Annotated in this window: 24 protein-coding genes; 2 read left to right on the forward strand and 22 right to left on the reverse strand. The window is 71.7% G+C overall.

Translation table 11 applies throughout. The features are described from left to right. Positions 1 to 69: 69 nt before the first annotated feature. The 3 genes from JNO54_RS15050 to metG all read right to left on the reverse strand — a co-directional run bounded on the left by JNO54_RS15050 (position 70) and on the right by metG (position 4,197). The gene (locus JNO54_RS15050) at positions 70 to 1,257 is read right to left on the reverse strand and encodes a resuscitation-promoting factor (RefSeq protein ID WP_307818223.1); all 1,188 of its coding nucleotides are present in this window, start codon (positions 1,255 to 1,257) and stop codon (positions 70 to 72) included. A gap of 239 nt (positions 1,258 to 1,496) precedes the next feature. Continuing rightward, positions 1,497 to 2,372 carry a TatD family hydrolase gene (locus JNO54_RS13375; protein ID WP_204144335.1) on the reverse strand — a complete coding sequence of 292 codons (876 nt, stop codon included), beginning with the start codon at positions 2,370 to 2,372 and terminating at the stop codon, positions 1,497 to 1,499. Between the two features lie 4 nt (positions 2,373 to 2,376). Continuing rightward, positions 2,377 to 4,197 (reverse strand): methionine--tRNA ligase, encoded by a 1,821-nt coding sequence (gene metG / locus JNO54_RS13380; protein ID WP_204144336.1) that lies wholly within the window; start codon positions 4,195 to 4,197, stop codon positions 2,377 to 2,379. A gap of 111 nt (positions 4,198 to 4,308) precedes the next feature. Between metG and JNO54_RS13385 the strand changes: the two genes are divergently transcribed. Then, a complete protein-coding gene (locus JNO54_RS13385; RefSeq protein ID WP_204144337.1) occupies positions 4,309 to 4,908 on the forward strand; it encodes a DUF4126 domain-containing protein in 600 nt (199 codons plus the stop codon). A gap of 74 nt (positions 4,909 to 4,982) precedes the next feature. Here JNO54_RS13385 and JNO54_RS13390 read toward each other — a convergent pair whose 3' ends face one another. The 16 genes from JNO54_RS13390 to JNO54_RS13465 all read right to left on the reverse strand — a co-directional run bounded on the left by JNO54_RS13390 (position 4,983) and on the right by JNO54_RS13465 (position 20,908). Next, on the reverse strand, positions 4,983 to 5,726 hold the full coding sequence (locus JNO54_RS13390) for a succinate dehydrogenase/fumarate reductase iron-sulfur subunit (protein WP_204144338.1): 744 nt from the start codon (positions 5,724 to 5,726) through the stop codon (positions 4,983 to 4,985). Then, positions 5,726 to 7,729: a fumarate reductase/succinate dehydrogenase flavoprotein subunit gene (locus tag JNO54_RS13395; RefSeq protein WP_204144339.1), complete on the reverse strand. Its 2,004-nt coding sequence runs from the start codon at positions 7,727 to 7,729 to the stop codon at positions 5,726 to 5,728. Before JNO54_RS13395 ends, JNO54_RS13390 begins: the two co-directional genes overlap by 1 nt. Before the next feature lie 21 nt (positions 7,730 to 7,750). Beyond that, complete coding sequence (locus tag JNO54_RS13400) at positions 7,751 to 8,428, reverse strand: succinate dehydrogenase cytochrome b subunit (protein WP_307818224.1); 678 nt, start codon at positions 8,426 to 8,428, stop codon at positions 7,751 to 7,753. Positions 8,429 to 8,580: 152 nt separating this feature from the next. Then, positions 8,581 to 9,909: a glutamate-1-semialdehyde 2,1-aminomutase gene (gene hemL / locus JNO54_RS13405; protein ID WP_204144341.1), complete on the reverse strand. Its 1,329-nt coding sequence runs from the start codon at positions 9,907 to 9,909 to the stop codon at positions 8,581 to 8,583. Positions 9,910 to 9,947: 38 nt separating this feature from the next. Continuing rightward, a complete protein-coding gene (locus JNO54_RS13410) occupies positions 9,948 to 10,433 on the reverse strand; it encodes a MarR family winged helix-turn-helix transcriptional regulator (RefSeq protein ID WP_204144342.1) in 486 nt (161 codons plus the stop codon). After that, positions 10,430 to 11,416: a porphobilinogen synthase gene (gene hemB / locus JNO54_RS13415; RefSeq protein WP_204144740.1), complete on the reverse strand. Its 987-nt coding sequence runs from the start codon at positions 11,414 to 11,416 to the stop codon at positions 10,430 to 10,432. Before hemB ends, JNO54_RS13410 begins: the two co-directional genes overlap by 4 nt. 32 nt (positions 11,417 to 11,448) lie before the next feature. Further along, the gene (locus tag JNO54_RS13420; protein ID WP_204144343.1) at positions 11,449 to 13,089 is read right to left on the reverse strand and encodes a bifunctional uroporphyrinogen-III C-methyltransferase/uroporphyrinogen-III synthase; all 1,641 of its coding nucleotides are present in this window, start codon (positions 13,087 to 13,089) and stop codon (positions 11,449 to 11,451) included. Then, positions 13,086 to 14,045: a hydroxymethylbilane synthase gene (hemC, locus tag JNO54_RS13425; RefSeq protein WP_204144344.1), complete on the reverse strand. Its 960-nt coding sequence runs from the start codon at positions 14,043 to 14,045 to the stop codon at positions 13,086 to 13,088. The genes JNO54_RS13420 and hemC overlap by 4 nt, the downstream gene beginning before the upstream one ends. A 1-nt stretch (position 14,046) precedes the next feature. Then, positions 14,047 to 15,312 carry a glutamyl-tRNA reductase gene (gene hemA, locus JNO54_RS13430; protein ID WP_204144345.1) on the reverse strand — a complete coding sequence of 422 codons (1,266 nt, stop codon included), beginning with the start codon at positions 15,310 to 15,312 and terminating at the stop codon, positions 14,047 to 14,049. After that, a complete protein-coding gene (locus JNO54_RS13435; RefSeq protein ID WP_204144346.1) occupies positions 15,309 to 15,986 on the reverse strand; it encodes a redox-sensing transcriptional repressor Rex in 678 nt (225 codons plus the stop codon). Before JNO54_RS13435 ends, hemA begins: the two co-directional genes overlap by 4 nt. A 93-nt stretch (positions 15,987 to 16,079) precedes the next feature. Continuing rightward, positions 16,080 to 16,331 (reverse strand): glutaredoxin family protein, encoded by a 252-nt coding sequence (locus JNO54_RS13440; RefSeq protein ID WP_204144347.1) that lies wholly within the window; start codon positions 16,329 to 16,331, stop codon positions 16,080 to 16,082. Next, positions 16,331 to 17,869, reverse strand: coding sequence for a lysophospholipid acyltransferase family protein (locus tag JNO54_RS13445; protein WP_204144348.1), 1,539 nt, complete (start codon positions 17,867 to 17,869; stop codon positions 16,331 to 16,333). The genes JNO54_RS13440 and JNO54_RS13445 overlap by 1 nt, the downstream gene beginning before the upstream one ends. Next, complete coding sequence (locus tag JNO54_RS13450) at positions 17,869 to 18,918, reverse strand: NAD-dependent epimerase/dehydratase family protein (RefSeq protein ID WP_204144349.1); 1,050 nt, start codon at positions 18,916 to 18,918, stop codon at positions 17,869 to 17,871. Before JNO54_RS13450 ends, JNO54_RS13445 begins: the two co-directional genes overlap by 1 nt. 181 nt (positions 18,919 to 19,099) lie before the next feature. Further along, the gene (locus JNO54_RS13455; RefSeq protein ID WP_003792170.1) at positions 19,100 to 19,198 is read right to left on the reverse strand and encodes a 30S ribosomal protein bS22; all 99 of its coding nucleotides are present in this window, start codon (positions 19,196 to 19,198) and stop codon (positions 19,100 to 19,102) included. Positions 19,199 to 19,352: 154 nt separating this feature from the next. Further along, positions 19,353 to 19,550, reverse strand: coding sequence for a helix-turn-helix domain-containing protein (locus JNO54_RS13460; protein WP_204144741.1), 198 nt, complete (start codon positions 19,548 to 19,550; stop codon positions 19,353 to 19,355). Positions 19,551 to 19,717: 167 nt separating this feature from the next. Beyond that, positions 19,718 to 20,908 carry an acetoin utilization protein AcuC gene (locus JNO54_RS13465; protein WP_204144350.1) on the reverse strand — a complete coding sequence of 397 codons (1,191 nt, stop codon included), beginning with the start codon at positions 20,906 to 20,908 and terminating at the stop codon, positions 19,718 to 19,720. Positions 20,909 to 20,974: 66 nt separating this feature from the next. On the opposite strand from JNO54_RS13465, the gene JNO54_RS13470 reads away from it, so the two are divergent. After that, positions 20,975 to 21,643: a potassium channel family protein gene (locus JNO54_RS13470; protein WP_204144351.1), complete on the forward strand. Its 669-nt coding sequence runs from the start codon at positions 20,975 to 20,977 to the stop codon at positions 21,641 to 21,643. Between the two features lie 21 nt (positions 21,644 to 21,664). On the opposite strand, the gene JNO54_RS13475 is transcribed toward JNO54_RS13470, so the two are convergent. The 3 genes from JNO54_RS13475 to proC are packed head-to-tail and all read right to left on the reverse strand — an operon-like array spanning position 21,665 to position 23,552. Next, positions 21,665 to 22,174, reverse strand: coding sequence for a GNAT family N-acetyltransferase (locus JNO54_RS13475; protein WP_204144352.1), 510 nt, complete (start codon positions 22,172 to 22,174; stop codon positions 21,665 to 21,667). A gap of 53 nt (positions 22,175 to 22,227) precedes the next feature. Further along, complete coding sequence (locus tag JNO54_RS13480) at positions 22,228 to 22,749, reverse strand: GNAT family N-acetyltransferase (protein ID WP_204144353.1); 522 nt, start codon at positions 22,747 to 22,749, stop codon at positions 22,228 to 22,230. Beyond that, positions 22,746 to 23,552, reverse strand: coding sequence for a pyrroline-5-carboxylate reductase (proC, locus tag JNO54_RS13485; protein ID WP_204144354.1), 807 nt, complete (start codon positions 23,550 to 23,552; stop codon positions 22,746 to 22,748). The genes JNO54_RS13480 and proC overlap by 4 nt, the downstream gene beginning before the upstream one ends. Positions 23,553 to 23,556: the final 4 nt, after the last annotated feature.

The following is a 23,556-nucleotide window of genomic DNA, read 5'->3' on the forward strand; positions in this document are numbered from 1 at the left end:
CACCCTATGCGCAGACAGCGCGAGGCCCCGCCCACGCTGAGCATGGACGGGGCCTCCCGAGATCGTGCGTCAGGCAGCGTGCGCGCAGCCCCAGGGCTGGAGCCCACGCTGGGCGTAGAGGCGGTTGGCGACGGTGATCTGCTCGGCGCGGCTCGCGAGGTCGGCCCGCGGGGCGAAGTCGCCGCCGCCGACGGACAGCCACGTGCCGGAGTCGAACTGGAGACCGCCGTAGTAGCCGTTGCCCGTGTTGATCGACCAGTTACCCGTCGACTCGCACTGGGCGATCCGGTCCCACATCGCGGCGTTCGAGAGGTTGATCCCGGCACCCGAGGAGGAGCCGGTCGACGTGGACGACGAGGTCGAGGTGGACGACGAGGTCGGCGCGGGGCTGCTCGGGCGCGGGGCGGCGGGCTTCGGCGCCGGCTTGGGCTTGGTGCCCTGGACGACGACCTTGGCGACCGGCTTGCTCGTCACCTTCGAGGCGGTCTGCTTCGTCGAGGCGACCTTGCCGTTCTTCAGCGTCTGGCGGTAGGTCACGGTGCGCGAGCCGGCCTTGCCCTCGCGGGTGACCTTCGTCGTACCCGCGGCGAGCGAGGAGTCCTTCTTGACGATGGTCTCGAAGGGGATCGCCTCGGTGCGCCTCGAGTCCTTGGTGTCGATGATGTCGACGTGGATCGTCATGCCGTTCTTGACGACGGTCTTGAACCCGGGGCGGACCTTGTCGTTGCCGTCGACCTTGACCTCGAGGTCGCGCAGCGCCTGACGGACGTTGAGGCTCGTCGTGGACTGCTTGGACTTCTTGCCGCCGACGACGAGGGTGACGTCCTTGGGGGTGGCCATGGAGAAGGCCAGGCCCTCACGGCCGAGGCTCTTGCTCCGGGAGGCCGAGAGCACCGCGCCGTCGCCGCGCAGGCCGAGCTGGTCGATGGCCTCGCCGACGGTCTTGGCGGTCGTCCAGTACGTCTTCTCGACGCCGTCGACGGTGATGGTCAGCTGCCGGGCGTAGCGCACGACGATCTGCTGGCCGTCGGCGACCGGGGTGCCGAGCGCCGGGGTGACCTGGTCACGGGCGCCGAGCTCGACGCCCTGCTTCTCGAGGACGTCGGCGACGGTGCCGCCGAAGGCGTGCGCCGAGCTCTTCTGGCCGTCGACGTCGAGCGCGACGGACTTGTCCATGACGGCGACGCCAGAGACGCCGAGCACGAGGGCGCCGACGACGCCGGCCTGGGTGAGACGGCGAACCGTGGGTGAAGACAAGAGAGATCCTTCGTCGTGCGTCCCGGGCACCGGCGCCGCCTCTCCGCACGAGTGCGCCCGCAGATCCTGCGGGCGCACCGACGGTGGTACGAGGCGAGCTCAGGGGTTGCCGGCCCCGGCGTTCAGTCATCCACGGTGCCTTGCCAAGGGGGTCAAGGTCAAGTTTTGGTAACGGAGAGCGATGTGAGCGTGCTCTCCCAGGCCCTTCGGAGGCCGGCCGGGCGCCCGTCCGGCGCCCGTCACCAGGGCCCGTAGACCGCCTCGGCGTTGTCCGAGAGATCCCGGCAGAGGGTCGCGACGTCGACCGAGAGGACGTCCGCCATCCGCCGCACGGTATGGGGCACGAGGTACGGCGCGTTCGCCGACCCTCGGTGGGGCGAAGGGGTGAGGTAGGGGGCGTCGGTCTCGACGAGGAGCCGCTCGGTCGGGGTGACGGCGAGGGCGTCCCGCAGGCCGCGGGCGTTCTTGAAGGTCACGGTGCCCGCGATGGAGAGGTAGTAGCCGCGCTCCGCGCACTCCCGGGCCATGGCCACGTCGCCGCTGAAGCAGTGCAGGACGGTCCGCTCGGGTGCTCCCTCCTCGGCGAGGATCCGCAGGACGTCGTCGTGGCTGTCGCGGTCGTGGATCTGCAGCGCCTTGCTGGTGCGCTTCGCGAGGTCGATGTGCCACCGGAAGGATTCCTGCTGGGCGGCCACTCCCCCTTCGCCTGTCCGGTAGTAGTCCAGCCCGCTCTCCCCGATCGCCCGGACCCGAGGGTGCGCCGACAGCGCCTCGATCTCGGCCAGGGCCTCGTCGAGCCGGCCCTGCTCCGCGAGCCTCGGGGCCTCGTTGGGGTGCAGCGCGACCGCGCCGAGCATGGCCGGGTGGGCGTCGACCGCCTCGACGGTCCAGCGGGCGCTCTCGAGGTCGCAGCCGACCTGGACGACCCGGTCCACGCCGACGCTCGCGGCGATCGCGAGCGCACCGGCGACCCCGTCCACCCCCTCCGCACGAAGGGGTTCGGGCAGGTCGTCGCGGTGGATGTCGAGGTGGGTGTGGTTGTCGACGACAGGCACGGGCAGCGGCGCCGGCAGGGGCGCCGGGTCACCATGACCGCGGTCGTCGTGCGGGGCCACGCCCTCAGGCCCCGGGGACCTGGTCGAGCTCGTCGGCGACGACGGTCTCCGTGTCGAACTTCGTGAAGAGCGGCGCCGGCTTGGTGATCGGCGCACCGACGGTCACCGGCCGCGACGCCCAGGCAGGGGTGGCGGTGTACTCGCCCGTGACGATCGGGTACTCGCGGCCCTCCTCGTCGAGGTCCGGCACGGTCGCCAGCCGCGGCATCGGCATGAGCTCGCCCTCGCCGCCGATGGCCGTGTGCACGCGGTTGGCGGCGGCCGGGACGAAGGGGGCGAGGATGACGTTGAGGTCCGCCACGCACTGCACGAGGGTGTGCAGGACCGTGGCGAGCCGCTCACGCTCGTCCTCGCCCTTGAGCTTGAAGGGCTCCGTGTCGGTGACGTACTTGTTGACCTCGCCGACCGTGCGCATCGCCTCGCCGAGGGCCGCCTTGACGCGCTGGCGGGCGAGGAGGTCACCGACGGTGCCGAAGGCGCCGAGCACCGCGGCCCGGACCGCCTCGTCGACCGGCTCGAGCGGGCCCGGCTGCGGGATCTCGCCGAAGTTCTTGGCGATCATCGCGGCGGTCCGGCTCACGAGGTTGCCCCAGCCGGCGACGAGCTCGCTGTTGTTGCGCTGGACGAACTCGGCCCAGGTGAAGTTCGCGTCCTGCGCCTCCGGCCCGGCGGCGCAGATGTAGTAGCGGATCGCGTCGGGGCCGTACTTCTCGAGGACGTCACGGATGTAGATGACGTACCCGCGCGAGGACGAGAAGGCCTTGCCCTCCATCGTGAGGTACTCGCTCGAGACGACCTCGGTCGGCAGGTTGAGCTCGCCGTAGACCCCCGGCTCTCCCCCCTTCGCCCCCTTGCCGGCGTAGCCGAGCAGCTCGGCCGGCCAGATCTGGGAGTGGAAGGTGATGTTGTCCTTGCCCATGAAGTAGTAAGACTCCTGGGCCTCAGGGACCGTGCCCTCTACCCACCACTCGCGCCAGCGCTCGGGCTCGCCGAGGCGGCGGGCCCACTCGATCGAGGCGGAGAGATAGCCGACGACCGCGTCGAACCAGACGTAGAGCCGCTTGGGACCGACCTGCGAGGCGTCGTCCCAGCCCTCGAGCGGCACGGGGATGCCCCAGTCGATGTCGCGCGTCATCGCCCGCGGCTTGATGTCGTCGAGGATGTTGAGGCTGAACTTGATGACGTTGGGCCGCCACGTGCCGCTCGCCTCCCGCCCTTCGAGCCAGGTGCGGAGGGAGTCGGCGAGCGCGGGCAGGTCGAGGAAGAAGTGCTGGGTCTCGATGAAGCGCGGGGTCTCCCCGTCGATCTTGCTGCGCGGGCTCTTCAGGTCTTCCGGCTCGAGCTGGTTGCCGCAGCTGTCGCACTGGTCGCCGCGGGCCTCCTCGTAGCCGCAGATCGGGCAGGTGCCCTCGATGTAGCGGTCCGGCAGCGTGCGTCCGGTCGACGGCGAGACGGCCCCCTTGGTCGTCTGCTCGACCATGTAGCCGTTGGCCCACACCTGCCGGAAGAGCTCCTGTGCCACCGCGTAGTGGTTCGGCGTCGTCGTCCGGGTGTAGAGGTCGTAGGAGCAGCCGAGGTCGGCCAGCTCGCCCGCGATGATCGCGTGGTTGCGGTCGACGAGCTCACGGGGGGTGACCCCCTCCTTGTCCGCGAGGACGAGGATCGGGGTGCCGTGCTCGTCGGAGCCGCTGACCATGAGCACGTCGTGCCCGGCCATGCGCATGTAACGGCTGAAGACATCGGAGGGGACGGCGAAGCCGGCGACGTGGCCGAGGTGACGCGGGCCGTTGGCGTACGGCCAAGCGACGGCAGAGAGGACCTTCATGGTGCTCAATCCTAGGTGCCCGCATCCGACGGGATGATGCGCCGTCGGCGTAGCGTTCGTCGTCAGTGACCGCGGCCCCTCCTGTGCCGCCCAGAGCATCGAGGTGGTCTCGTGATCGCTGCCCTCACCGGCATGGGCCTGTCCGCCGCGGCGGGGCTCAACGCCTACATCCCGTTCCTCATCATGGCGCTGCTCGCCCGCTTCACCGACATCGTCACGCTGCCCACCGGGTGGGAGTGGATGGAGTCCTGGTGGGCGATCGGTGTCGGCGCCGTCCTCCTCGTCACCGAGGTGACGCTCGACAAGGTGCCCGCCGTGGACTCGCTCAACGACGCGGTGCAGACCTTCATCCGGCCCGGCATGGGCGGCCTGATGGGTGCCGCCGCGATGAGCGCGAACGAGATCGAGGGCTCGAGCTTCATGCAGGAGAACCCGTGGATCGGGGTCGTCCTCGGCATCGTCGTCGCGGGTCTCGTCCACACCGGCAAGGCCGCGGCGCGTCCGGTCGTCAACGCCGGCACGGCCGGCATCGGGGCCCCGGTCGTCTCGACGATGGAGGACGGTGCATCGGTGACGATCGCGCTCGTGGCGATCTTCCTGCCGGTGCTCGTCGTGCTCGTCCTCGCCGGGCTCGCCGCCATGCTCTGGTGGGTCTGGCGGGCCTGGCGACGGCTGCGTCGTCAGCGGACCCCCCGCCCGCGGGCGGCCTGACGACCGCTCACGAGAACCGACGAGCCCCCACGGCGGACCAGAGGTCGCCGTGGGGGCTCTGACGTGGGTCGCTCTCAGCGACGGGCGCGTGCGGCCACCCGAAGGTCCTTGTTGAGCTGCGAGATGACGTCGAGCGGGATCTCCTTGGGGCACGACGCGGCGCACTCGCCGATGTTCGTGCACCCCCCGAAGCCTTCGTGGTCGTGCTGGGCAACCATGTCGATGACGCGGGAGTGTCGCTCGGCCTGGCCCTGGGGCAGCTCGCCGAGATGCGTCACCTTGGCCCCCATGAAGAGCATGCCGGAGGCGTTCGGGCACGCCGCGACGCAGGCGCCGCACCCGATGCAGGTGGCGGCGTCGAAGGCCCGGTCCGCCTGGACCTTCGGCACCGGCGTGGCCGCCGCGTCCGGGGCCGCCCCGGTGTCGACGGAGATGTACCCGCCGGCCTGGATGATCCGGTCGAAGGACGTCCGGTCGACGACGAGGTCCTTGATGACCGGGAAGGCCGCGGCGCGCCACGGCTCGATGGTGATCTCGTCGCCGTCCGTGAAGCTGCGCATGTGCAGCTGGCAGGTCGTCGTGACCTCGGGGCCGTGGGCCATGCCGGAGATCATCAGGCCGCACATGCCGCAGATGCCCTCACGGCAGTCGCTGTCGAAGGCGACCGGCTCGACGCCCTCGGCCTGGAGGTTCTCGTTGAGCTCGTCGAGCATCTCGAGGAAGCTCATGTCCTCGGAGATCTCGTCGACCGTGTAGGTCTCGAAGCCACCCTTGTCCTGCGGGCCGGCCTGGCGCCAGATCTTCAGTGTCAGTCGCATTACTTGTAGCTCCGCTGCTTCATCTCGATGAACTCGTAGACCAGGTCCTCCTTGTGGAGGACCGGCTCCAGATCCTGATCACCGCCGGTCATGTACTCCCACGCCGCGACGTAGGCGTACTCGTCGTCGTGACGCAGCGCCTCGCCGTCCTCGGTCTGGGACTCGACGCGGAAGTGGCCGCCGCAGGACTCACGACGGTGCAGCGCGTCGATGCACATGAGCTCGCCGAGCTCGAGGAAGTCGGCGACGCGGCCGGCCTTCTCCAGGCTCTGGTTGAGCTGCTCGTTGGAGCCGAGCACCTTGACGTTGGTCCAGAACTCCTTCTTCAGGGCGCGGATGAGGCCGATGGCCTTCTTCAGGCCCTCCTCGCTGCGCTCCATGCCGCAGTACTCCCACATGATCGAGCCGAGCTCCTTGTGGATCGAGTCCACGGTGCGCTCGCCGTTGCAGGTGAGGAAGTGCTGGATCCGTCCCTCGACGTCCTGGCGGGCCTCGACGACCTCGGGGGCGTCCTCGGCCACCGGGGCGAAGGGGCCGTCCGCCAGGTAGTTGCGGATGGTGTTCGGCAGGACGAAGTAGCCGTCGGCCAGACCCTGCATGAGTGCCGAGGCGCCGAGCCGGTTGGCCCCGTGGTCGGAGAAGTTGGCCTCACCGGTGACGAAGAGCCCGGGGATCGTCGACTCGAGGTCGTAGTCGACCCAGAGGCCACCCATGACGTAGTGGACGGCCGGGTAGATCCGCATCGGGGTCTCGTACGGGTCCTCGCCGGTGATCCGGGCGTACATGTCGAAGAGGTTGCCGTACTTGGCCTCGACCGCGTCGCGGCCGAGCCGGCTGACGGCGTCGGCGAAGTCGAGGTAGACGCCACGGCGGACCTGACGGGTCTCGCCGTCCGGGCCCACCTCCTCGACGGCCGGGCCGACACCGCGGCCCTCGTCGCACATGTTCTTCGCCTGGCGCGAGGCGATGTCGCGCGGGACGAGGTTGCCGAAGGAGGGGTAGATCCGCTCGAGGTAGTAGTCGCGGGCCTCCTCGGGGATCTCGCGCGGGTCCTTGGTGCAGTCGGCCGCGTCCTTGGGCACCCAGATCCGGCCGTCGTTGCGCAGCGACTCCGACATCAGGGTGAGCTTGGACTGCTTGTCGCCGGACTGCGGGATGCACGTCGGGTGGATCTGCGTGTAGCAGGGGTTGCCCATGTAGGCACCCTTGCGGTGCGCACGCCAGGCGGCGGTGACGTTGCAGCCCATGGCGTTGGTGGAGAGGAAGAAGACGTTGCCGTAGCCGCCGCTGGCCAGGACGACCGCGTCGGCGAGGTGCGTCTCGATCTCACCGGTCACCATGTCGCGGGCGATGATGCCGCGCGCCTTGCCGTCGACGACGACGAGCTCGAGCATCTCGTGCCGGCTGTACATCTCGACGGTGCCCTTGGCGATCTGCCGCTCGAGCGCCTGGTAGGCCCCGATGAGCAGCTGCTGACCGGTCTGGCCGCGCGCGTAGAAGGTCCGGGAGACCTGCACGCCGCCGAAGGAACGGTTGTCGAGCAGGCCGCCGTACTCGCGGGCGAAGGGGACGCCCTGGGCGACGCACTGGTCGATGATGTTCGGGCTGACCTCGGCGAGACGGTAGACGTTGTTCTCGCGAGCGCGGTAGTCGCCGCCCTTCACCGTGTCGTAGAAGAGCCGGTAGACCGAGTCGCCGTCACCCTTGTAGTTCTTCGCGGCGTTGATGCCACCCTGGGCGGCGATCGAGTGCGCGCGCCGCGGGGAGTCCTGGTAGCAGAAGGACTTCACGTGATAGCCGGCCTCGCCGAGCGTCGCGCCCGCGGAGGCACCGGCCAGGCCGGTCCCGACGATGATCACGGAGAGCTTGCGGCGGTTGGCCGGGTTGACGAGCTTGTTGTCGAACTTGTGGCGCTCCCAGCGCGTCTCGATGGGGCCGTCCGGAGCCTTCGTGTCCGCGATCGGCTCGCCGAGGCGGTAGAGGCCGTCGATGAGTTCAGTCATGGTGATGTGGTCGCTCCCCGATCAGAGGTTCGTGAAGAACAGGTAGTAGGGCGGGATGAGGAAGCCGACGACGATGAGGCCGGCGAGGACCGCGGCGATCGTCTTGGCCCGGGCGCGGGCGCCCACCGAGCTCGTGAGGCCGAGGGTCTGCTGGGCGCTCCAGGCGCCGTGGAAGATGTGCATCCCGAGAGCGAGCATCGCGAGGGTGTAGACGAGCACGACCCAGATGAGCGAGAAGCTCGCCGAGACCATGACGAAGGGGCTCTCCTTGACCGCCGCCGCGTCGGCCGAGCTGTTGAAGTTCGGCTTGACGATGGTGAAGTGGATGAGGTGGAAGATCACGAAGAGCAGCAGCGTCACCCCGCCCCACCGCATCGTCCGGGAGGCGAGCGAGGAGCCCACCGCCTTCTTCACCGCGTACCGGTTCGGGCGCGCCCCGTTGGCCCGGCTCCACAGGGCGAACGCCGCGTAGGCGTGCGCGAGCAGGGCGACGATGAGGACGATCCGCACGATCCACAGCAGACCGCCGTACGGGAGCATCGGCTCGCCGAACTCGCGGAGGTGGTGGGCGTACTCGTCAAAGGCGGCCTGCCCGGCCAGCACCTTGAGGTTGCCGTACATGTGAAGGAGGACGTACAGCACGAAGATGATCCCCGAGACCGCCATCATGAGCTTGAGCCCGATGGTGGAACGAGACACCCCCCGCTGCGCCGGCGCGGAAGCAGTCGTAGTAGCCACGGGGGCAACCTACCGCGACGTGAGGCGGCTCACGGCCTCACCCCACGCATCTGAGATGTGAGATGTGCCCGGTTACCGACCGGAAATGGACAACGTCTGACGCGCGGAATTACCTAGGGCTGTGCAGCGGCCCGGGCCGCTGCGGGGAGCGCGCCCAGCACGGCGTCGACCGCCGCCTCGTCGTGCGCCGCCCCGACGAACCACGCCTCGTAGGCGCTCGGGGGCAGGTGCACGCCGCCGTCGAGCATCGCGTGGAAGAAGCGGCCGAAGGCAGCGGTGTCCTGCTGCTGCGCGTCGGCGTAGCTGCGCACCGGCCCGTCGGTGAAGAAGATCGAGAACATCGAGGCTGCCCGCTGCACCGTGTGCGCCACCCCTTCGGCCGTGAGGGCCTCGGAGGCCGCGGTCGAGATGGTGTCCGCGACCCGGCCCAGGTGGTCGTAGAGCGAAGGGGTGCACGCCCGCAGCGTGGCGAGGCCGGCGGCCGTGGCGACGGGGTTCCCCGACAGCGTGCCGGCCTGGTACACGGGCCCGTCCGGCGCGAGGTGGGCCATGACCTCGGCCCGGCCGCCGAACGCGGCCGCCGGGAAGCCGCCGCCCATGACCTTGCCGAAGGTGAAGAGGTCCGGCGCCCCGGAGGGGTAGCCGCCCGGGTGGGCTCCCCCGTCGCCCGTCTCGTGGCCGTACCAGCCGGCCGCGCTGCACCGGAACCCGGTCATCACCTCGTCGCTGATGAGCAGCGCCCCGTGCTCGCGGGTGACCCGCCGCAGCCCCTCGGTGAAGCCGGGGGCGGGCGGCACGACCCCCATGTTGCCCGGCGAGGCCTCGGTGATGACGGCAGCGATCTCCTCACCGCGCTCGGCGAAGACCTGCTCGACCGCGCCGAGGTCGTTGTAGGGCAGCACGATGGTCTCGCCCGCGGCGCTGGCCGGCACGCCGGCCGAGTCGGGCAGGGCGAAGGTCGCGACACCGGATCCCGCGTGCGCGAGGAGCGCGTCGACGTGACCGTGGTAGCAGCCGGCGAACTTCACGACGACGCTGCGACCGGTGACGCCACGGGCCAGGCGCAGCGCCGACATCGTGGCCTCGGTGCCGCTGCTCACGAGACGCACCTGCTCGAGCGGCTCGACCCGCGCGACGATCTCCTCGGCGAGAGCGACCTCGTTCTCGCTCGGGGTGCCGAAGCTGAAGCCGCGCGAGGCGGCCTCGCCGACGGCGGCCAGGACGTCCGGGTGGGCGTGGCCGAGGATCATCGGCCCCCAGCTGCAGAGGAGATCGACGTAGCGGTTGCCGTCGACGTCGGTGAGCCACGGTCCCTGCGCCGACGCGATGAAGCGTGGTGTGCCCCCGACCCCGCGGAAGGCCCGCACCGGCGAGTTCACCCCGCCGGGGGTCACCGCGCGGGCGCGGTCGAAGAGGGCGGCGGACCGGTCGGTGCTCGTCATGAGGTCCAGTCTCGCCTACGCGGCTCGGCGCCCTGCGGTCAGTCGTCGATCCCGATCTCGTGGTGGTTCGGGCAGAGGCGGTCGCGGATGACCGCCATGGCGTCGCCGAGCGCCATGAGCTGCTCATGGGTCAGCGCGTCGACGAGGTGCTGCCGCACCGAGGCGAGGTGGCGCGGTGCGAGCTCGTCGATCGCGGCCCGGCCGGCGTCGGTGAGGGTGATCTCGACCCCGCGGCCATCGTCCTTGGCCCGCTCACGACGGACCCAGCCGCGCTGCTCGAGGCGGTTCGCCGTGTGGGTGACCCGGCTGCGGGACTGGACGATGTCGTCGGCGAGGTGCGACATGCGCATGCGCTGCCCCGGCGCCTCGGAGAGCATCGAGATGAGCTCGTACTCCGTGAGCTGGCAGGTCGGGCGCAGGTCGTCGTCGAGGGCCTGCACGAGCAGCCGGGACCCCCGCAGGTAGGCCCGCCAGGCGAGCTGCTCCTCGTGGCTCAGCCAGCGCGGGGCCTCCGCGGGCGTCATGAGGTGCTCCCGCGGTCCAGGACCTCGGCGATCTGCAGGGCGAAGTAGGTGAGGATGATCGACGCGCCCGCGCGCCGGACGTGCATGACGGACTCGAGCATCGCCTGCTTCCGGTCGATCCACCCCCGCTCCGCGGCGGCGACGATCTGGCTGTACTCCCCGGAGATCTGGTACGCAGCGACGGGGACGGGTGACATGGCGGCGGCCGCGGCGACGACGTCGAGGTGCGGCCCGGCCGGCTTGACCATGACGATGTCGGCACCTTCGGCGATGTCGAGCTCGAGCTCGCGGACCGCCTCCGTCGCGTTGGCCGGGTCCTGCTGGTAGGTGGCCCGGTCACCGGTGAGCGAGGAGCAGACGGCCTCGCGGAAGGGACCGTAGAGAGCCGAGGTGTACTTCGCCGCGTAGGCGAGGATCGCGGTGCCGGTGAGCCCCTCGCGGTCCAGCGCGCCCCGGACGAAGCCGACCTGCCCGTCCATCATCCCGCTCATCCCGAGCACGTGGGAGCCGGCCCGGGCCTGCGCCACGGCCATGTCGGCATAGCGCTCGAGGGTCGCGTCGTTGTCGACGACGACGCCGTCGGGCCCCTCGGCCAGCACGCCGCAGTGACCGTGGTCGGTGAACTCGTCGAGGCACAGGTCGGTCATGACGACGAGGGCGTCGCCGACCGCGTCGACGACCGCGCGGGTCGCGACGTTGAGGATGCCGTCCGGGTCGTCGGCACCGCTGCCCCGCGCATCCTTGTGCTCGGGCACGCCGAAGAGCATGAGCCCGCCGAGGCCCGCCTCGACGCAGCGACGCGCGAGCTCGACGAGGCTCTCGACGGTGTGCTGGTGCACCCCGGGCATGCTCGCGATCTCGACCGGCTCGCTGATCCCCTCACGCACGAAGGCGGGCAGGACGAGGTCGGCCGGGTGCAGCCGGTGCTCGGCGACGAGCCGCCGCATGGCGGCCGATGAGCGCAGCCGCCGAGGACGGACCATGATCGGGTCGAGGTCACCGGAGGCCACCGGGCTCACCCCTTCGCCTTGGCGCGGCGTCGCGAGGTCGCCGGGACCTTCTCGCTGGGGCGCCGGACCGGCTCACCGTGGGCGACCGCCTGGGCGATGAGCCCACGGGCGTGGTCGGCGAGGTCCTCGACGAGGCGGACGGCGTCGGCCTCCGAGGCGACGACGTCGACCCGCAGGCCGAGCTCCTCGGCCGTCTTGGCCGTCGCCGGGCCGATGCACGCGACGACGGTGCTCGGGTGGGGCTTGCCGGCGATGCCGATGAGGTTGCGCACCGTCGAGGAGGACGTGAAGGCGACGGCGTCGAAGGCACCGGCCTTGATCGCGTCGCGCGTGGGCGCGGGCGGCGGCGAGGCGCGCACGGTGCGGTAGGCGGTGACGTCGTCGACCTCCCAGCCCATGCCCTGCAGGCCGGCGACGAGGGTCTCGGTCGCGATGTCGGCGCGCGGGAGGAGGACCCGGTTGATCGGGTCGAGCACGTCGTCGTAGGGCGGCCAGTCCTCGAGCAGCCCGGCGGCCGACTTCTCGCCGGAGGGGACGAGGTCCGGGGCGATCCCCCAGTCCTCGAGCGCGGCGGCGGTGGCGCCGCCGACCGCGGCGACCTTGAGACCGGCGAAGGCACGCGCGTCGAGGCCGATGACCTCAAACTTCTCGCGGACGGCGCGGACGGCGTTGACCGAGGTGAAGCCAACCCACTCGTAGCGGCCCGTGACGAGCCCGCGGACGGCGCGCTCCATGGCCTGAGGGGTCCGCGGCGGCTCGACGGAGATCGTGGGGACGACCTTGCTCGTCGCACCGAAGTCGCCGAGCCGCTCCTCCATCGAGCCGGACTGCTGCTTGGTGCGGGGCACGAGGACCTGCCAGCCGAAGAGCGGCTTGGTCTCGAACCAGGAGAGCTCGTCGCGCAGCTCGACGGGCGGGCCGACCACGGCGAGCGCGGGCCGCTCGAGTCCCGCCGCGAGCGTCTCGACCTCTGCGAGCGTCCCCGCCACGGTGCGCTGCTGGCGGGTCGTCCCCCGCTCGGTGAGCGCGACGGGCGTGCTCTCGGGACGGCCGGCGTCACGCAGCGCGGCCAGCGCAGCGACGAGCCGCTCGGGCTGACCGAGCAGGACGACCGTGATGTCGTCGGCCACCGATCCGGTGAGGTCGGGGGTGCGGCCGCTCGTCACCGAGATGACGTGGACGCTGCTCGCGTTGCCGACGGTCAGGGGCACACCGGCGTAGGTCGGGACCGCGCTGACGCTGGAGACGCCGGGGACGATCTCGTAGGCGATGCCGGCCTTGACGAGGGCGCGGGCCTCCTCGGCGAGGCCGTTGAAGGTCCCGGGGTCGCCGTCCATGAGCCGCACGACGTGTCCGCCGCGGTGGGCCTTGGCAGTCTTGACGACGAGCTTGGCGCGGGAGGCGTGCGTCAGCTGCTGACCCGCCTCGCCGTGGCCCGCGTCGACGATCTCGACGCCTTCCGGCAGGTGCTCCGCGACGAGGTCGTCCCGGGCGGTGCTGTCGATGATCACCGCGTCGGCGCGGCCAAGGTGACGGACCGCGGCCAGGGTGAGCAGCGACGGGTCGCCGGGGCCGGCACCGACGAAGGTGACGGTGGCGGGACCGCTGCGGTTCGGGTCGGTCTTGCGGCTTGCGCGGGGGCTCACTGTGCACTCTCCGGGGAGCTCGTGGTGGGTGCTGCTGGGGGGGCTGGGCGAAGGGGAGCGATGTCCTCGGCGCCGTCGACGAGGAAGGTCTCGGCCAGCGCTCGGCCGACGGCCTCGGCGTCGGCGACCGGGCCGGTGAGGGAGCGGCGCAGCTCGACGGAACCGTCGAGGGCGCCGACGACGGCACGAAGGGAGACGACCGGGCCGTCGACGTCGTCGACGATCTCGGCGAGCGCGCCGACAGGTGCGGCGCAACCGGCCTCGAGGCGGGCCAGCAGGGCACGCTCTGCGGTCACGGCGGCCCGGGTGTCGGGGTCGTCGAGCCCGGCGAGGGCGGCGAGGGTCGAGGCGTCACCGGCGCGGCACTCCACCGCGAGGGCGCCCTGGCCGGGGGCGGGGAGCATCTGGAGGGGGTCGAGGACCTCGGTGATGACCTCGCGCTGCCCGAGCCGGGTCAGCCCGGCCGTCGCGAGGACGATCGCGTCGACCGTGTCGCCGACCATCGCCAGCCGGGTGCCGACGTTGCCGCGGATGTCGCGGAAGTCGAGCCCGAGCCCGAGGGCGGCGAGCTGGGCCCGGCGACGGGGCGACCCGGTGCCGACGACCGAGCCCGGAGGCAGCTCGCCGAGGGTCAGCCCGTCACGGGCGACGAGGCTGTCGCGCGGGTCCACCCGGGGCGGGATCGCGGCGATGGTCAGGCCCGGCTCGGCGGCGGTGGGGATGTCCTTGAGCGAGTGGACCGCGATGTCGACGCGCTCGTCGCGCAAAGCCTCACGCAGGGCGGAGACGAAGACCCCGGTCCCGCCGAGCTGGCTGAGGGGCGCGGTCGTGACGTCGCCCTCGGTGGTGATCTCGACGATCTCGACGTCGTGCCCGGCGGCGCGCAGCGCGTCGGCGACGTGGCCGGTCTGCGTCGTCGCGAGGGCGCTGCGGCGGGTGCCGATCCGCAGGGTCATGTCAGGCACCTCCGGAGTGCAGGTCGAAGAGTGCCCGGATGGCGTCCTCGTACTCGGTGATCCGGCCGTCGACGGCCATCTCCTTGACGCGCACCGTGGGGCGGTGGAGCAGCTTCTCGACGACGCGGTGGACCGCGAGGTGCACCTCGGCCCGCTGAGCCTCGGTGAGGTCGGGGGTGCGCTGGTCGAAGCGCTCGATCTCACGGGCGACGATCTCCGCGGCCGCGGCGCGCATGGCGGTGACGGTCGGGACGACGACCTGCGCCGCGCGGTCCCCGAGATGACGGGTCACGGCGTCGGCGACGACGGAGCGAGCCGCGCGGACCTCCGCCAGGTCCTCTCCCCCGCCGAGCGCGGAGCCGAGCTCGGCCAGACCCAGGCGGGTGACCCCGCGCAGGCTGCCCACCTCGGCGGCGACGTCATGCGGCATCGCGAGGTCGATGTAGACCTGGGGGCGCCCGGCGCGCGCGACCTGCGCGGCGGCGACGGAGGGCAGGTCGACGACGATGCCCGTCGCGCCGGTGCACGAGAGGACGACGTCGGCCTCGGAGAGCGCCTCGCCGAGCTCCTCGATGGGCCGGCTGGTGGCCGCGAGCCGGTCCGCCAGCGCGCGAGCGCGATCCTCGGTCCGGCTGACCACGGTGACCGTGGCGCCGAGCCGATGGGCCGTGGTCGCGCTCAGCGCGCTCATGGCGCCGGCACCGACGACGAGGACCGTGAGCTCATCGAGCGGGCCGAGCTCGGCGACCGCCTGGGCCAGGCCGACCTCGACGAGAGATCGCGAGACACGGTCGAGACCGGTCTCCGTGCGGACCTGCTTGCCGGTGCGCAGGGCCTGCTGGAGCAGCGAGTTGAGCCCGGAGCCGACGGCGCCGGTGGACTGCCCGGTCGAGAGCGAGTCGCGCAGCTGCCCGAGGATCTGCGCCTCGCCGATGGCCATCGAGTCCAGGCCCGCGGCGACGTTGAAGACGTGCGCGATGGCCGCCTCGCCGTACTGCAGCTCGAGGTGGTCGACGAGGTCGTCCGCGGCGACGCCGGTGACGCTCGTCAGTGCGGCCGTGAGGTCGGCGACGGCTCCGTGGAAGGCGGAGACCTCCGCGTAGACCTCGATCCGGTTGCACGTCGAGATGACGACGACCTCGGCGATGTCCGGGCTCTCCAGCGCCGCCGTCGACAGCGCGGTCTGGCTCTCCACCGACAGGGCGACCCGCTCGAGGATCTCGATCGGGGTGCGGTGGTGGTTGAGGCCGAGGACGAGGGTGCTCACGGCGCCACCTCGAGACGCAGCTCGTCGGGCAGGGCCCGGCGCTGCTCGTGGTAGGCGAGGATCTGCAGCTCGGTCGCGAGGTCGACCTTGCGGACCTGGACGCCCGCGGGCACGGTGATCACCCCTGGCGCGAAGTTGAGGATCGAGGTGAAGCCGGCCGCGACGAGCCGGTCGGCGACGTCCTGCGCCGACGCCGTGGGGGTCGCGATGACCCCGATGGCGGCCCGCCCCCCTTCGGTCAGGGTGGGGAGCACCTCCATCGGCTGGACGACGAGGTTGCCGACGCGCTGACCGACGACCGCGTCGTCCTGGTCGAGGAGGGCGACGACCGTGAAGCCCTGCGGGGCGAATCCCCCGTACGAGGCGAGCGCGCGACCGAGGTTGCCCATGCCGACGATGGCCACGGGCCAGTCCTGCGTGAGTCCCAGCGCGCGGGAGATCTGGTAGCGCAGGTGGCCGACGTCGTAGCCGACCCCCCGGACGCCGTACGAACCGAGGTGGCTGAGATCCTTGCGCAGCTTGGCGCTGCTCACGCCCGAGCGGGTGGCGAGCTCCTCGGAGGAGACGGAGCCGATGCCCTGGGCCACGAAGCCGTCGAGCGACCGGAGATAGCCGGGCAGGCGAGCCACGGTCGCGTCAGGGATCCCCCGCTTGGCGGCGCTGTCGACGGACACTGGCGGCTGAAGCTCCTCTCAGGACCACCGACGCTCACCCGCGTCGGACGGCTCGGGTCCCGAGGTTAGCCGCTTGTGAACATTTGCACAAAGTCATGAGAGGGCGGCGCGGAGCCGTCCCTCGTCGACCCGCCAGTAGTCGTGCTGGGCCCCGTCCACGAAGGTCACCGGGATCTCGTCGGCGTAGCGCGCCAGCAGGTCGGGGTGCTCGTCGATGTCGACGACCTCGACATCGGCCCCCGTCTCCGCCGCCACGCGGCGGACGATCTCGAGCGCGACGTCGCACAGGTGGCAGCCCTGCCGCCCGACGACGCTCACCCGGGCGGAGGACTCCCAGCCGGCCATCAGAAGAAGACCGAACGGCGCGTCATGAGCACCGAGTAGAGCGTCTGCTGGATCGTCTCGCGCACCTGGTCGGTGAGGTCGAAGACGAGCGCCGGGTCGTCCGCCGTGGACGGACCGAGGCTCGCGGTGTCCACCGCCGGGCTGAACTCGATGATCCACTTGCTCGGCAGCGGGATGAGCCCGAGCGGGCCGAGGAGCGGGAAGGTCGGCGTGACCGGCGCGTACGGCGCCCCGATGAGCCGGGCCACCGCCTTCATGTTGCCGATCATCGGGTAGACCTCCTCGGCACCCACGACGGAGCACGGGATGATCGGCACCTCGCTACGGATCGCCGCGGAGACGAAGCCGCCGCGCCCGAAGCGCTGCAGCTTGTAGCGCTCACGGAAGGGCTTGCCGACCCCTTTGAAGCCCTCGGGCCAGACGCCGACGAGCTCGCCGGAGGTCATGAGCCGCTCCGCGTCCGGGTTCGTCGCGAGCGTCGCGCCCGTCTTGCGGGCGTAGTCGCCGACAACCGGCATCTGGAAGACGAGGTCGGCACCGAGCATGCGCAGGAAGCGCTTCTGCGGGTGCGAGTCGTAGATCGCCAGCTGGGTAATCACCGAGTCCAGCGCGATCGTCCCCGAGTGGTTGGAGACGATGAGTGCGCCACCCTCGGCCGGGATGTTCTCGATCCCGCGGACCTCGACCCGGAACCACCTGTCCTTGAGCAGCCGGAAGAGCGGGAAGGCCGTGTGGATCGTGAAGTCCTCGTCGAAGCCGAAGTCGTCGACGGTGTAGTCCCCCTGGACCCGGCGCCGCAGGAAGGCCAGGACGTCCCCGAGCCGCTGCTCCCACTCCTCCCCGGCGGCGCTGCTCAGGGCGCTGCCGACGGTGCGTGAGGCCACCTGGCCCGCGGAGAGCGCCACCGACATCAGCTCGGCGAAGCCCGGGGCGAGTGCCGTGCCGGAGCTCGGGGTCCCCTCGGCGGGACGGGCCACCTCCGGGACGGGCGAAGGGGTGGGGGCCGGGGTGGGCCGCGACGAGCGCGCCTTGGCCGCGACCCGGGATCGCGACGGGCGACGGCGCGGGGCCGCTCCCCCGTCACCCTGGACGACCCTGAGATCGGGCTTGCCCGAGGCCGTGACCTTGCGGGCCGCCCGGCTGGAGGAGGTCTTGCGGGTCGCCGTCGTCGCGGCTCCCGTGCCGGCGGGCTTCGCGCCGGCCTTGCGGGTCCGGGCCGCGGGGGCGCGGCGGGCCGGCGCCGCGAGGTCGCTGCCGTCGAGGAGCGGGGTGGAGCGGCGGCGGGCCCGCTCGCCCCCGGCTCGCTCCGCCGCGGCCGCGACCGTGGAGCGGCGGGCGGGCGCCTTCTTGGCGCTCGAGCTCTTCGCGGGCGTCTTCTGCGCGGGAGCCTTGGCGGCCGGCGCCTTCTGCGCGGGCGCCTTGGCGGCCGGCGCCTTCTTCGCGGCGGCCTTCGGCGGCGGGGCCTTGGTGGCCGGCGCCTTCCTCGCGGTGGTCCGCTTCGCCGCGCTCTTCGTGGCCGCGGTCTTGGTGGTCGCCATCAGTCCTTCTTCCCAGTGATGTCCATCGCGGAGATCGCGCGCTCGGCCACCTCGGTCGCCATCCAGCTCGGTCGCACGGCGGTGCCGAGGAAGAACCGCCGGTGGGTGAGCGTGGCGGCGAAGGACTCGAAGGCGGTCCGGGTCGTGTACCGCGGCTCGAAGCCCATCTCCTCGCGCATCCGCGTCGTGTCGAGCCCTCGGCCGAAGGTCAGCAGGTCGAGCTGGTCGGGCCCGGTGTCGATCATGCCGACCCGCTGCAGCATCCCCGAGACGAGCCCCGCGCCCGGCTTCGGCACGCTGATGAAGGGGCGCCCGGCGATGTTCGCTGCCTGGCTCGCGGTGATGATGCCGTCGCCGGCGATGTTGACCGTCCCCACGTCGGGGCCCGTGACGGCCAGGGTGAGGGCGTCCGCGACGTCGTCCTCGTGGACGAACTGGAGTCGGGCGTCGTAGCCGAGGGGCAGGGGGACGGCCGGGAGCGAGAAGAGGTCGGTCATCGCGGTGCGCACGCGCGGACCGATGACGTTGGCGAAGCGGAGCATCGTGATGCCGACGTCAGGACGGCGACGGGCAAAGCCCCGGACGTACCCCTCGACCTCGACGGAGTCGCGGCCCCAGCCCCCGCCAGGCAGCCGGCGGGCCGAGTACTCCTCCTTGAACATCGCGGGATCCTTGGGGCTCGACCCGTAGACGGCGGCGGTCGACTTCACGACGAGGCGCTCGAGGCTCTCCGCCTTCTGGCACGCAGCGAGGAGCTGCATGGTGCCGATGACGTTGATCTCCTTCTGGGAGGCCCGCCCGCCGCTCGCGGCCGGCGTCGCGATGACCGACATGTGGACGACGGTGTCGACCTCGTTGTCCGTGAGGATGCGGGTGATGAGCGGGCTGCGGATGTCGGCGCGGACGAACTCGGCACGGCCGATGCCGTGCCGCGGCGGGACGACGTCGACGCCGATGATCCGCTCGACCGACTCCTCGCGGCTCAGCCGCCGGGCGCAGGCGCCACCGAGATGCCGGGAGACCCCGGTGATGAGGACGGTGCGCGCCATCCCGCCCCTCCTTCGCGTCTGAGAGCAGTGCGACGACCGGTCGGTCACCGCACGACTGAGAGCCTAACGAGCCCCCGGGCCGCACGGGCCGAAGGACCCCTGACGGGAGCGTGATACCTCCCACCCCACGCGAGGGGACGGCGAAGGGGCCCCGGCATCGCCGGGGCCCCCTCGCAGCCGCTCACTTCTTGTTGCGGCGCTGGTGACGCGTCTTGCGCAGCAGCTTGCGGTGCTTCTTCTTGGCCATCCGCTTGCGGCGCTTCTTGATGACAGAACCCATGCATCGTCCTTCGTGGTCGTCGATCACCCGTGAGGCGATCGTGGTCTCGTCGGCGATCGGCAGCCGTCCTGACGTCGTGCAGGGCTCCACCGGTTGTCGTCAGAGTCAGTGGGCCAGCCTATCCGGCCACGGACCGGCACCCAAACCGGGAGGGTCAGGCGGTCTCGACGAAGGACGAGTCGAGGTACGCGTTCACCGCGTCCTGTGGCACCCGGAAGGAGCGGCCGACCCGGACCGCGGGCAGCTCGCCGTTGTGCACCATGCGGTACACGGTCATCTTCGACACCCGCATGATCGAGGCAACCTCGGCGACGGTGAGGAACCGGACCTCACTCAGTCGGTCGTCGGACATGTCCACCTCGATCTTCTCGCCGGTCGCATCGTTGGCGCACGTCACCAACGGACGTCTACGTCCCGTGCTGGGGTAACCATAGGGGCAGATGTGACTCCTGGGAAGTGGCTGGGAGGAAATTCCTCGAGGAGTCCAGCCGACACGCCGCGAACCGCCGACAAAGCCCCTCAATCGAACCAGATGTCGAGCCCGTGGTGCGGGAAGACCGCCTCCCGCGTCGCCATGATCGCCCGGTCCACGTCGCTGTGCGGGTTGTAGCCCATCGACCACGGCTGGACCCAGATCGGCAGCTCCTTGGCCGGCAGGTCCCCCATGGTCGACGGAGGCTCGGCCCCGGCGACGCTGCGGACGTGCTCCGCGTACTCCACGGGCACCTCGGTGTCGGCGGCCAGCGGGGCGTGCGCCGCGATCGCCGTGAGATGGGTCCAGGAGCGCGGGACCACCCCGACGAGGTCGTAGCCCCCTCCCCCGAGGGCTACCCAGCGACCGTCGCACAGCTCGTGCGCGAGCCGGTGCATGGACACCATGGCGTGCCGTTGCGCGTCGACGGAGAGGGCCATGTTGGCCAGGGGGTCGCTGGCGTGGGTGTCGCACCCGTGCTGGGTGATGAGGATCTGCGGCTGGAAGGCACGGACGACAGGGAGGATCGCCGACGAGATCGCCCGCAGCCAGGGCGAGTCGGCGACGCCGGGAGGCAGCGCGACGTTGACGGCGGTCCCCGGGGCCGACGGCCCGCCGGTGTCTCCCGGCCAGCCGGTGCCGGGGAAGAGGGTGCGGCCCGACTCGTGCAGCGAGCAGGTGAGCACCCGCGGGTCGTCGTAGAAGATCTCCTGCACGCCGTCGCCGTGGTGGACGTCGACGTCGATGTAGCCGACCCGCTCCACCCCCTGGTCCAGGAGCCACTGGATGCCCACGGCGATGTCGTTGTAGACGCAGAAGCCGGAGGCCCGGTCCGCCATGGCGTGGTGCATGCCCCCGGTGAAGTTCACCCCGTGCTCGGCCTCGCCCTGCCACACCCGCTGGGTCACCGCGAGGGTCCCGGCCACGATCCGGGCGCTCGCCTCGTGCATGCCCGCGAAGGCGGGGACATCGTCGGTACCGATGCCGAAGGAGGTGTCGGCGAGCGTCGGGTCGGCGCTGACCGCCTTGACGCGGTCGATGAACTCGGGGGTGTGCACCGTCCCGAGCACGTCGTCGCCGGCGACCTCGGGGTCGACGATCTCGACGGCCTCGAGCACGCCCAGGGCACGCGCCAGCCGCGCGGTGAGGTCGATCCGGAGCGGGCCCATCGGGTGCCCGGCCCCGAAGTCGTACCTCGTGAAGTCCTGCCCCCACACCACGCACGCCTGTGTGCTCATGCTCTGCACGCTACTCGCACTACTCTCGGCGGGAACAAGTGACCCGGAGAGTGGGAGATACACGACGTGGGCAAGCTACGGCTGCACAACGAGGACATCCTCGTCATCGGCCTCGGCCGCTTCGGCGGCGCGGTGGCCACCGAGCTGCACCGGCTGGGCAACCGGGTGACCGCGGTGGAGCTCGACCACGAGCTGGCCGAGTCCTTCCTCGGCCGCGTCGGCCGCATCGTCCAGGGTGATGCCACGTCGGTGACCTTCATGCAGGAGCTGCGCCCGCAGGAGTTCTCCGCCGCGGTGCTCGGCGTGGGGTCGTCGGTCGAGGCCTCGGTCCTCGCGGCGGTCAACCTCATCGACGCCGGCTGCCCGAAGGTGTGGGCCAAGGCGGTCAGTCCCGAGCACGCCCGCATCCTCAACCGGATCGGGGTCCAGCACGTGCTCTCGCCCGAGATCGAGTCAGGGCAGCGGCTGGCGCACCTCATCGGCGGCAAGCTCATCGACTACATCGAGTTCGACGACGGCTTCGCCATCGTCAAGATGCTTCCCCCGCAGGAGGCCATCGGCTTCACGCTCGAGCAGTCGCAGATGCGGAGCAAGTACGGCGTGACGATCGTCGGGGTGAAGTCGCCCGGCGAGGACTTCACCTACGCCAGGCCGGACACCAAGGTGCACGCCGGCGACACGCTGATCGTCAGCGGACCGACGACGCTCATCGAGCGGATGGCCGCCCGGCCCTGACCCGTCGGCAGCACGCCGCGCTCAGGCGCGGTCGTCCCCGAGCGCCAGCACCAGGGCGATCTCCTCCTCGGAGTCGCCCTGCACCCGCATCGGTCGGCGACGGTCCGTCGGGCGGAAGCCGAAGCTGCTCGCGAAGGCCACACCCCGGGCGTTGTCGGTGCCCACCCAGTAGAAGAGCCGGCTCAGGCCCTGGCCGCGACCGTAGGCGGCAGCCTCCTGCACGAGCGAGGCGGCGACGCTGCGACCGCGCCAGTCGGGTGCGACCCAGAGGCCGAAGAGCTGCCCGACATCCGGGCTCGACTCCTCGGGCGCACCGCCGATGCTCACGACACCCACGCGCTCACCGTCGACCTCGGCGACGAGGCGGTGGCTGCGCCTCATCCGGTCGCGCCAGTACTGCTCGGGCTCGGCCTCTTCCTCGGCGTGCGAGGCGACGAAGGCCTCGGGCGACTCTGCCAGAGCAGCCAGACGGACCTCGCGGAAGGTTTCCCACTCGTCCTCGGTCAGCGCGCGCACGGTGATCTCGCTCATGGCACCTACTCTGTCATGCCGCGCCCGGGCAGGCTGCCCCGGTCACCGGGGGCTCACCCGCCCGCAGACCCGTCGAGACGCAGCTCCATCTCGGCCTCGCAGAGCCCGAGGTAGGCCACAGCGGGCTCGCGTCCACCGGTCTCGACGAAGCCGAGCCGCCGGTAGGCACCAGCCGCCCGGGGGTTGTCCTCGGCGACCTGGAGGAGCACCCGGGTGAGGCCGAGACCACGTGCCTCCGCGACCAGCGCGGCGACGAGCCGGTCGGCCACGCCGCTGCCGCGCGCGTGGGCGGCGACCCACATGCCGACGAGCCGGCTCTCGCCGGCCGGCTGGTCCGGGCCGTGCCACAACGTCACCGATCCCACCGGCAGGACCACCTCACCCAGCCGCCCGTACGCCAGCCAGGCGTGCCCCTTCGCCCGCTCGCGCCACAGCGACTCGGGGTAGTCCCGCTCCCGGGCAAAGGTGCTGCCGTAGGCGCGGGGTGCGTCGAGGAGCATCGCGAGGCGCACCGCACGCAGGTCGGGCCAGTCGTCCTCGGTGAGCCGACGGACGGTGACCTCGTCGAGGCTCACGACCCCGCGGAGCGCCGGGCGCAGGCCTCGACCGCCCGCGCGAAGGTCTCGCGGATCCCGCCGGCCTCGAGCTCACGCAGGGCCGCCGCGGTGGAGCCGCCCGGCGAGGTCACCTGGGCGCGGAGCAGCACCGGCTCCTCGCCGGTCTCCCGCATCATCGTGCTCGCACCGAGGGCGGCCTGGACCGCGAGGTCCGCGGCCGTGGCGCGCGGCAGCCCACCGGCCACACCGGCGTCGACGAGCGCCTCCACGACGAGGTAGAAGTACGCGGGCGCCGAGCCCGACATCGCGGTCGCGACGTCCTGCTGCGACTCGGGCAGGACGACGGTGCGCCCGGTCGGGGCCAGGAGCTCACGCACGGCCGCCACCTGCTCGTCGCTCACCCCGTCGCCCGGGGAGAGCACCGTCATGCCCTGGCCCACCCGGGCCGGCGTGCTCGGCATCCCACGGATGGCGCTCACCCCGTCGGGCAGGGCAGCGGTGAGCTCGGCGAGGGTGACACCCAGCGCCAGGGACAGCACGACGGACCCTGGGCGAAGGGAGTCGCGCACCGACTCCAGGAGCGTCGGGACGTCGTAGGGCTTGACGGTGATGATGTGCACGTCCGCCTCGGACGCAGCCGCTGCCGCCGGCAGGGCCCGGACCCCGGCGCGGCGACCCAGCTCGTCGGCCTGCTCGGCCCGGGGCTCGACGACCCGGACCTCGGGATCACCCTCGCCACGGTCGCTGACGAGGGCGTCGAGGATGGCGCCGCCCATGGCGCCGACCCCGTAGATGGCCATGACCTGCTGCTGCTCGCTCACCCGG

Source organism: Janibacter endophyticus (assembly GCF_016888335.1).
GTDB classification, from domain to species: domain Bacteria; phylum Actinomycetota; class Actinomycetes; order Actinomycetales; family Dermatophilaceae; genus Marihabitans; species Marihabitans endophyticum.